The organism is Lentzea sp. NPDC059081 (assembly GCF_042738015.1).
Lineage (GTDB): Bacteria > Actinomycetota > Actinomycetes > Mycobacteriales > Pseudonocardiaceae > Lentzea.
The window spans coordinates 21,981-31,440 of the sequence record NZ_JBHYGW010000054.1 but is presented as its reverse complement, the minus strand read 5'-3'; the positions used below and the strand labels follow the sequence as shown (position 1 = coordinate 31,440).

At 67.7% G+C, this 9,460-nt stretch carries 8 protein-coding genes; 3 read left to right on the top strand and 5 right to left on the bottom strand.

Annotated elements, in window-relative coordinates; translation table 11 throughout:
• Positions 1-149: 149 nt before the first annotated feature.
• A complete protein-coding gene (locus ACFWV3_RS45150; protein WP_382420460.1) occupies positions 150-1,046 on the bottom strand; it encodes an aldose 1-epimerase family protein in 897 nt (298 codons plus the stop codon).
• Positions 1,047-1,083: 37 nt separating this feature from the next.
• Here ACFWV3_RS45150 and ACFWV3_RS45145 point away from each other — a divergent pair, with 37 nt between their 5' ends.
• Complete coding sequence (locus tag ACFWV3_RS45145) at positions 1,084-1,860, top strand: MBL fold metallo-hydrolase (RefSeq protein WP_382420458.1); 777 nt, start codon at positions 1,084-1,086, stop codon at positions 1,858-1,860.
• Entirely contained in the window at positions 1,857-2,573 is a 717-nt protein-coding gene (locus tag ACFWV3_RS45140; RefSeq protein WP_382420456.1) for an AAA family ATPase, read from the top strand. The genes ACFWV3_RS45145 and ACFWV3_RS45140 overlap by 4 nt, the downstream gene beginning before the upstream one ends.
• Before the next feature lie 6 nt (positions 2,574-2,579).
• Here ACFWV3_RS45140 and ACFWV3_RS45135 read toward each other — a convergent pair whose 3' ends face one another.
• A complete protein-coding gene (locus ACFWV3_RS45135) occupies positions 2,580-3,974 on the bottom strand; it encodes an APC family permease (RefSeq protein WP_382420452.1) in 1,395 nt (464 codons plus the stop codon).
• 72 nt (positions 3,975-4,046) lie between these two features.
• Here ACFWV3_RS45135 and ACFWV3_RS45130 point away from each other — a divergent pair, with 72 nt between their 5' ends.
• Entirely contained in the window at positions 4,047-4,829 is a 783-nt protein-coding gene (locus ACFWV3_RS45130) for a hypothetical protein (protein WP_382420450.1), read from the top strand.
• Here ACFWV3_RS45130 and ACFWV3_RS45125 read toward each other — a convergent pair.
• From ACFWV3_RS45125 to pdxH, 3 genes are all read right to left on the bottom strand, one after another.
• Positions 4,813-6,075 (bottom strand): MFS transporter, encoded by a 1,263-nt coding sequence (locus ACFWV3_RS45125; RefSeq protein ID WP_382420448.1) that lies wholly within the window; start codon positions 6,073-6,075, stop codon positions 4,813-4,815. The genes ACFWV3_RS45130 and ACFWV3_RS45125 overlap by 17 nt on opposite strands.
• Before the next feature lie 59 nt (positions 6,076-6,134).
• A complete protein-coding gene (asnB, locus tag ACFWV3_RS45120) occupies positions 6,135-8,069 on the bottom strand; it encodes an asparagine synthase (glutamine-hydrolyzing) (protein ID WP_382420446.1) in 1,935 nt (644 codons plus the stop codon).
• 685 nt (positions 8,070-8,754) lie between these two features.
• Positions 8,755-9,411, bottom strand: a complete 657-nt coding sequence (gene pdxH / locus ACFWV3_RS45115) for a pyridoxamine 5'-phosphate oxidase (RefSeq protein WP_382420444.1) — start codon at positions 9,409-9,411, stop codon at positions 8,755-8,757.
• Between the last annotated feature and the right edge of the window lie 49 nt (positions 9,412-9,460).

Here is a 9,460-nt window from a genome sequence, read left to right as displayed (position 1 = left end):
GGCGTGCCATCAACCCGCCGACGGCGCGGGGCCCCCGATCAGATTGCCGGGGGTCTGGGGGCAGCGCCCCCAGGTGGAAGCACGCAACCGCAACCAGACCGCCCGCAACAGGGGAACGCCACGCAACAGGGGAACGCAACCGAGAAGACCTACGAACCCAACGGCCGAATCCCCCACCGAGCCCCCCAAGTCTCCCCAGGAGCAACCCAAATCAAATCCACCCCAGAATTCAAAGCATCCGGCGGACAGGTCATCGGCTCAACAGCAACAGCCCGCCCCCGCCCAGGAAACGAATCCGGCGTGAAAACCTGAACCCACCGAAACGCAGGATCAGCCCAAACCTCAACCCCGGCATCATCGGAATCAGACACCAAGGAATGGTGAACCAACCCGTCAGGACCAGGCTCACACCCCCCGAACGGCGTGTCCAACCGAACCCCGTTCAACGACCGCCCCGAACGAAAATCAAACTCAGTCCCCTCAACAGACCGAGCTTCCCCAGACGGAACCATCCGCTCAACATCCAACGGCAAAACCGTAGTAGCAGCCAACGTCAACGTGCACGAATCAGTCAACGCATGACCAGCCCGAGGATAAGGATGAGTCCCCACCCCGAACGGCGTAGGAACATCCCCGATGTTCTTGACCCCATGCGTGACCGTCAACCCACGATCATCCAACGCATAGGACACGGTGACCCGCAAAGCCACCGGCCACCCGGGCTGAGGCGAAAGACGAGCCACCAAGGACACCAACGACCCGGTGTGCTCCAGAACCTCCCAGGGCCGCCGCCGCAACAGCCCGTGGATCGCGTTCCCCCGAGCCGGCTCGGTGACCTCCAGCTCCTGCCGCACCCCGTCCAGCACCCACGAGGCACCGGCGGTCCGGTTCGGCCAGGGCACCAGCACCGCGCCGGCGCTCATCGGCGGCTTCTCATCGGGCCCGAACGTCTCCACGTACGGAACGCCGTCGACCGAGAACGACCGCAGACCCGCCCCTACAGTCGTGATCACGGCGGTGGCACCCTCGTACGAGATCCCCAACATGGGGCGAAGCCTACGGGGCCAACGGAAGGATCCGTCCATGAAGGTTCACCACCTCAACTGCGGCACGATGCGTCCGCCGCTGGTCGCGGGCGGGATCGTCGCGCACTGCCTGCTGATCGAGACCGACCGGGGCCTGGTCCTGGTCGACACCGGTTTCGGCACGCACGAGGTGGTCGACCCCAAGGCGACGATCGACCCGCTGAGCCGCACGCTGCTCAAGCCGGTCCTCGACATCAACGAGACGGCGATCTCCCAGGTCGAGAGGCGCGGGTACACCGCCGACGACGTGCGGCACGTCCTGCTGACCCACCTCGACATGGACCACGCGGGCGGTCTGCGCGACTTCCCGAAGGCCACCGTCCACGTGCTCGACACCGAGCTGGAGGCCGCCACCAACCCGAAGGGTCCCAAGGAGAAGGCCCGGTACCCCAAGGCGCAGCGCGAGGGCGTCACCTTCGAGACCCACAAGGCCGAAGGCGAGAGCTGGCACGGGTTCGAGGCGGTCAAGAACATCGCCGGTCTGGGCGACGACATCCTGATGGTCCCGCTGATCGGCCACACCCGCGGCCACACGGGCATCGCGGTCCGGTCAGACGACGGCTGGCTGCTGCACGCCGGGGACGCCTACTTCTACCGCGGCGAGGTCGAGACCCCGCCCAGCAACATCTTCGCCCTGAAGCTCACCGCCAAGCAGACCGAGACGATCCGCGCGCAGCGTCTGTCCAATGTAGAACGTCTGCGGGAGCTGAAGGCGCAGGGCGAGGTCGAGGTGTTCTCCGCCCACGACCCGGTCGAGCTGGCCAGGCTGGCGTGACGTTCATCCGGCAGGTCCGCCTCGACCGGCAGCACGACACCGGCCGCTACCCGTTCACGCTCCCGGCCGTCCGGCACCTGTTCGAGCACCCGATCGACCTCAGGACCCCGATCACCTTCCTGACCGGCGACAACGGCGCGGGCAAGTCGACCATCGTCGAGGCGGTCGCGGTGGCGGCCGGGTTCAACGCGGAGGGCGGCACGCAGTCGTTCCGCTTCGCCACCAAGGCGACCGAGTCGTCGCTGGGCGACTGCCTGACGCTGAGCTGGGGCGTCAGGAAGCCCAGGACCGGGTTCTTCCTGCGGGCCGAGTCGTTCTACAACGTCATCACCGAGATCGACCGGATCGGCGCCGGCATCCACGCCTCCTACGGCGGGAGGTCGTTGCACGAGCGGTCGCACGGCGAGAGCTTCATCGACCTGATGACGCACCGGTTCGGTGGCAAGGGCCTCTACGTCCTCGACGAACCGGAGGCGGCGCTCTCGGTCAAGGGCTGCCTCACGATCCTGCGGCGCATGCACGAGCTCGTCGAGGAGGGGTCGCAGTTCCTCGTCGCCACGCACTCGCCGATCCTGCTCGCCGCTCCGGGCGCCACGATCCTGGAGATCACCGACACGATCGACGAGGTCTCCTACGACACGGCGGAACCGGTCGCGCTCACCCGCAACTTCCTGGGCGGGCCCGACCGGTTCCTCCAGCACCTGCTGGACTGACGGGACCTACTTCGACAGCGTCTCCGCGTTGATCTCCTGCTTGCCGTGCATCACGCGGTTGATGACCCACAGCACGAGACCGGCGAGCAGCAGCCAGCCCGCGATCTCGTAGTCGTCCCACGGCCGGCCGGACAGCACCGGCATCGCGAGGTACGCGCACGTGATCGCGCCGAGCACCGGGGCCCAGGTCGGCGCGCGGAAGTGCTTGTGCTCGGCCTTCTCCTTGCGCAGCACCAGGCACGCGACGTTGACGATGGTGAAGACGATCAGCAGCAGCAACGACGTGGTGCCGCCGAGCTTGCCGATGTCCGCCGTCGACACCAGGATCACCGCGACGCCGGTCGTGAAGACGATCGAGATCCACGGCGTGCGGCGGGACGGGTGCACGGCCCCGAAGAACTTCGGGATGATCTTCTCGTTCGACATGCCGTAGAGCAGGCGCGACGCCATCAGCATGTTGATCAGCGCCGAGTTGATGACCGCCAGCAGGCCGATCAGCGCGAAGATCCAGAGCGGGAAGCCGGGCGCGCCCACGGTGACGACCTTCAGCAACGCGCTGCTGCCGGCCTTGGCGAGCTCGTCGGCCGGGATCAGCAGCGACGACGTGATCGCGACCAGGACGTAGATCAGGGCCGCGACGGCCATGCCGACCAGCATCGCGCGCGGGAAGATCCGGACCGGGTCGCGGCACTCCTCCGCCATGTTGACCGAGTCCTCGAAGCCGACCATCGCGAAGAACGCGAGCGCCGTCGCCGAGGTGACCGCCAGCATGATGTTCGAGCCCGACGGCACGTGGATGTCGGTCAGGCGCGACGGTTCGCCGTCGCCGACCACGACCGCGTACGCGCCGATCAGGATGATGATCACCAGGCCGGACAGCTCGATGCAGGTCAGCACCACGTTGGCCTTGACCGACTCCGAGACGCCACGGAAGTTGATGAGCGCCAGCGCGGCGATGAAGACCACCGCGAGCCCGGTGAACACCAGCGACTCCGGCCGCAGGGTGAGGTCGAAGAACTCCACCAGCAGCTGCCGCAGGTAGGTGCGGCCGAACGCGAGCGCCGCCGAGGACGCCGAGGTGATGCCGGAGCACATCACCGCGAACGCGACCATGAACGTCAAGAAGTGGATCTTGAACGCTCTGTTCGTGTAGAGCGCGGCGCCTGCCGCCCTGGGGTACTTCCCGACCAGTTCGAGATAGCTGAACGCGGTCAGGAACGCCACGACGAACGCGAGCAGGAAGGGCAGCCACAGAGCGCCGCCGATCTTGCCGGCCACGTTGCCCGTGAGCGCGTAGATACCGGTGCCGAGGATGTCACCGACGACGAAGAACAGCAGCAGCTTCGGACCGATTGCCCGATTCAGCTCTGGTTGCTCCGTTTGTGGAGTCGCTTCAGCCATGCCCGAATACTCTGCCCGTTTCGCCTGGGTATCAGAACGAGCTGCCGCGACCTCACCCATATGGTGTAAGGCATGAAACGCACGGCAACCCTGCTCGCCGCCGCTGTCGCCCTCACCGCCTGCACGTCGTCACCGCCGCCGGAGCAGCCGGACCGGGTGACCGACGTGAAGAGGTTCGCGAGCGCGGTGACCAAGGCCGTGGGCGAGAAGAAGACCTACCGCTTCACCATCTCCCCGCCGACCACGGGCGGCGTCACGGCTCCCGCCACCGGTTCCGTCCGGCTGGGTGACGTCCCGAACCTCGACGCGACCACCACGCGTCCCGTGCAGACCGGCGGGCAGCCGGAGGAGCTGCGGTACGTCTCGACCGCGGACGACGGCGCGTTCGTGAAGCTGCCCGCGGTGTTCGGGCTGCCGCAGGACAAGCCGTGGGTGAAGCTGAAGCGCGCGGACGACGACGACTTCACCAACACCCTGCTCGGCTTCCACGACGTGATCTACCAGCAGGCCGTGTTCACCACCTACCACCTGCCGGTGATCGAGGCGGGCGGCGCGATCCAGCTGGTCACCGAGGTCGCCGACCGCCACCGGTACTCGATCGCCGTCGACTACCGGAAGGCCTACGACGCCCTCACCGACGAGAACCTGCGCAACGAGGTCAAGCTCGCCCTCGACCAGGGCGTCGCGGGCTCGACCGCCGACGTCGAGGTCGGCGACGACGACCTGCCGGTGCGGATCAAGTTCACGACGCAGTTCCGGGACGCGACGATCGTCGACGAGGCGCGCTTCTCCGACTGGGGCAGCGACGTGAAGATCGTCGAGCCGGCCGCGGGTGAGGTCAGCCCGCGGAACTGACGCGGTAGCGCCAGATCTCCGGCAGCCACGCCACCATCGCCACGGTCGCGACGACGACCAGCAGCCCGCCGACCGACACCGCCGCGGCCGTGCCGAACGCCGCGCCACCCGTGCCGTGCAACAGGTCCGCGATGCGCGGTCCACCCGCGACGACCACGATGAAGACGCCCTGCATCCGCCCGCGCATCTCGTCCGTCGCGGCGGACTGCAGGATCGCGCCGCGGAAGGCCATCGACACCATGTCGGCCGCGCCCGCGAGCGCGAGGAACGCCGCCGCCACCCACAACGACCCGGCGAGACCGAAGCCGGTGATCGCGAGCCCCCAGCCCACCACGGCCAGCGTCAGCGCGACGCCGTGCCGGTTGATGTTCGAGATCCAGCCGGACGTGAGCCCGCAGAGCACCGCACCGACCGGGATCGCGGCGAACAGCACGCCGAGCGCGAACCCACCGCCGGCCGGATCGCCGAACGTGTGCTGGGACATCTCCGGGAACAGCGCCCGCGGCATGCCGAACACCATCGCGATGATGTCCAGCAGCATGCTCGCCATCAGCACCTTCTGCGCCCACAGGTAGGTGAACCCGGCCAGCACGTCCTTGAGGCCCGCGCGCCGGACCACCCCGTCGAGCGGGGGCATCGGCGGCAGCTTCCACACCGCGTAGACCGTCACGACCAGCGCGACCGCGTCCACCAGGTACAGCGTCGACAGCCCGACGATCGGCATGAACGCACCCGCGAGCAACGGCCCGAGCACCGCGCCGAACTGCATGACCGTCGAGCCCAGCGCACCGGCCGACGGCAACAGCTCGGCCGGCACGAGCCGCGCGATCGCCGCCGACCGCGCGGGCGAGTTGGCCGCGAAGAACACCTGTTGCAGGCCCAGCAGCGCGATCACGAGCCACACCGAGCCGATGTTCAACGCCGCCTGCGCCCACAGCAGCACCGACGAGACGGCGATGCCGACGTTGGTGACAAGCATCAGCTTGCGGCGGTCGACGGTGTCCGCGACGGCCCCGCCCCACAGGCCGAAGACCAGCAGCGGAACCAGCGCCACACCCGCGGCGATGCCGACCCACGCCGACGACCCGGTGAGGTCGTACACCTGCTTGGGCACGGCGACGGCGGTGAGCTGGGAGCCCACCGCCGTCACGATCGTCGAGAGCCACAGCCGGCGATACGCGACGATCTTCAACGGTCGCGTGTCGATCACGAACGTCGAGCGCGCGCTTCTCCCCACGGTGGCCATTTCGTTAGCTTATGGCAACTAACAGGCGTTGTACGTGCGGTTGTCGCCAAGACCACTCGTCAGAGGCGGACCGGGTACACCGGCTCCGGCACCTTCGGGGTGATGCGCCCCTCGACGAAGATCCCGTGCCAGATCATGAAGCACAGCACGCTCCACAGCTGCCGGCTGCGGTCGAACTGCTCGGACTTGTGCTCGGCGAGCAGGTCCATGACGGCGTTCTTGTCGAGCAGGTGCCCGGTCTGCGAGTCGGCGATGATCCCGCGCGCCCAGTCGTACATCTCGGCGCGCAGCCAGTGCCGGATCGGCACCGGGAAGCCGAGCTTCGGCCGGTTCAGCACGTGCGCGGGGATGATCTTCGCCAACGCCTTGCGCAGCGCGTACTTGGTGGTGCCCTCGGTGAGCTTCTGGTCGAGCGGCACCTCGGCGGCGATGCGGAAGACCTCGGGGTCGAGGAACGGCACCCGCAGCTCGATCGAGTTGGCCATGGTCACCTTGTCGGCCTTGACGAGGATGTCGCCGCGCAGCCAGGTGTAGAGGTCGATGTGCTGCATGCGCGCCACCGGGTCCCAGCTCTCGGACTCGCGGTACCAGGGAGCGGTCACGTCCTGGAAGCCGACGCCCTCGACGTAGCCGGGGAACACCGCCCGCACCTGCGCGTCGCTGAAGTTGCGCGCGTTGCCGTAGTAGCGCTCCTCCAGCTTGAGCGACCCGCGCCGCAGCAGGTCCTTGCCCCGCACGCCTTCCGGGATGCTCTTGGACACGGCGCCCATCAGCTTGCGCACACCGCCCGGCACCTTCTCGAACGGCGACAGCGACAACGGCTCGTGGTAGATCACGTACCCGCCGAACAGCTCGTCCGCACCCTCACCGGACAGCACGGCCTTGACGTACTTCCGCGCCTCCTTGGCGACGAAGTACAACGGCACCAGCGCCGGGTCCGCCACCGGGTCGTCGAGGTACCAGAGGATGAGCGGCAGCTCCTCCATCATCTCGTCCGGCGACACCGTCCGGACGACGTGCCGCACCCCGATGGCCGCCGCCGTCTCGGCGGCGACGTCGACCTCCGAGTAGCCCTCGCGGTCGAACCCGCTGGTGAACGCGATGAGGTTGGGATTGTGCAACTTGGCGAGCGTGGCCGTCGCCGTCGAGTCGATACCGCCCGACAGGAACGCCCCGACCGTGACGTCCGGGTCGGAGATCATGTGCTTGGCCACCGAGTCGCGCATGACCTCGGCAATGCGCTCGTGCAACGCCTCGGCCTCGTGCTCACCGTTCACCGGCCGCGGCGAGAACACCGGCTTGAAGTACCGGTTGAACAGCACCTGCCCACCCGGCGACACCTTGAACGAAGTCCCGGACTCGACGCGCCGGATCGCCTTGTGCAACGACTCGGGCTCCGGCACGTACTGCAGCACCAGGTAGTGCTGCAACGCCGTCTTGTCGAGCTCCTGGCTGATCCCCAGCACCCCGGTGAGCTGCAACAGGCTCTTCTTCTCCGACGAGAACGCCGTACCCCCGGGCCCCGCGGCCCAGTACAGCGGCTTGATCCCGAACGGGTCCCGAGCCCCGAAGACCACCCGCTCCTGCGCGTCCCAGATCATGAAGGCGAACATGCCGCGCAACTTCTTGACCCAGTCGGCCCCGGCGTAGTGGTACCCGGCGACGATGGACTCGCCGTCACCCTTCGTCTTGAACTGCGCGCCGTAGTGCATGGCCAGCTCGGCCCGCAGCTCCTTGTAGTTGTAGATCTCGCCGTTGAAGTTCAACGTGTACCGCGTCGGGTTCTCCGGCGGCCCCCACACCAGGGGCTGGTGCGAGTGCTCCAGGTCGATGAACCCGAGCCGGTTGAACCCGTACACCACCTCGGCATCGGCCCAGGTGTCCTGCTCGTCCGGCCCGCGGTGCCGCTGGCAACGCAGTGCCGAGGCCACCGAACCACGAGCGTTGGCCGCCGCGGCTTCGGTGGAACAGATGAGTCCGAGCACTCCGCACACGTGAAATCGCACCTCGTAGCTAGCCGTTGCCGAAATCCCAGTATGCCCGTGTGGAATCCGGACACTTCGTCAGCCTGAGTGACGCGCGACGGACAGGACGGGTTGCAGCGGGAGGAGGTGAGCCAGACCGCAGCAGGCGCGGCAGGCGCGAAGCTGCCGCACCCCGCTGCGATGCGAAGCGAGCCGACAAGACCCCCGCACCGCCAACGGCGAAGCCGAGGCCCCAAGCGATGCCGAAGGCGAGCAGGAACAACCCCCACGCACTCGCGACCGCGATGCCGAAGGCGAGCCGTGCGGACCTTGCCCAGATGGGTAGCGGTGAACCCACTCGTGGTTAGGCGATTGGGGCTTGACTTTGGGTGCGAGGTGCTACCACTTGTGGATCGGCCGGTTGCGAAGCATCCGGCCTTTTCCGGCCCAACCAGCGCCTCGCAAGGGCCCCGAAGTCAAGCCCCAATCGCAATCGTCGCGGAGCGGCGATGTACCCAGTCTTTCGTCCGAGGTGCACGCCCACGCTGGAACAGACACGGGCTCAGCTCAGCTGGACCACGCTGGAACTCGCACGGCAACCACGCTGGAACAGGCACCAGACCGCACTGGCGACCACGCCGAAACTAGCCAGGAACAACAAAAACGGGGCGCCTCCCGCCCACAGGAAGCGCCCCACCAAAAAAGCCCGAACCCCCTACGGAGCCACCCGCTCCATCCCCCACCCATCCCGCCCCAACCGGAACCGCAGCCGATCGTGCATCCGATCCCGCCGCCCCTGCCAGAACTCGACCTCCTCAGGCCGAATCCGCCACCCACCCCAGTGCGGCGGCACAGGAATCCGCTCGGTGTCCGCGAACTGCCGCTCGATCTTGTGCAGCGCCGATTCCAAAGTGGACCGCCCCGACACCACCCGGGACTGCGGCGAAGCCCAAGCCCCGATCTGCGACCCACGGGGACGCGAGTTCCAGTACTCGGCGGTCTCCACGGGCCCGACCTTCTCGACGACCCCACGTACGTGCGCCTGCCGCTGCATCGCGAACCACGGGAACGTGGCGGACGCGTAGCGAGTGGCCATCAGATCGTGCGACTTGTTTGACGTGTAGTTGGTGAAGAACACCAACCCGCGCTCGTCCAAGCCCTTGGCCAGCACGGTCCGCGACGACGGACGCCCCTTGACGTCGGTGGTCGCGAGCACCATCGCGTTGGGCTCGGGGAGGCCGGCACCCGAGGCCTGGTCCAGCCACAGCTGGAGCTGGTCGTGCCAGGTGGCGGCAAGCTCCGACTCGCTCAGCGAGCCCTGCTCGTAGGACACGCGCATCGCCGGTAGTGCGATGTTCGTGGTCTCCGTCATCGGCGAACCTCCAAATGGCGGGGCAGAACTCGTGGTCCCTGGACCCGCG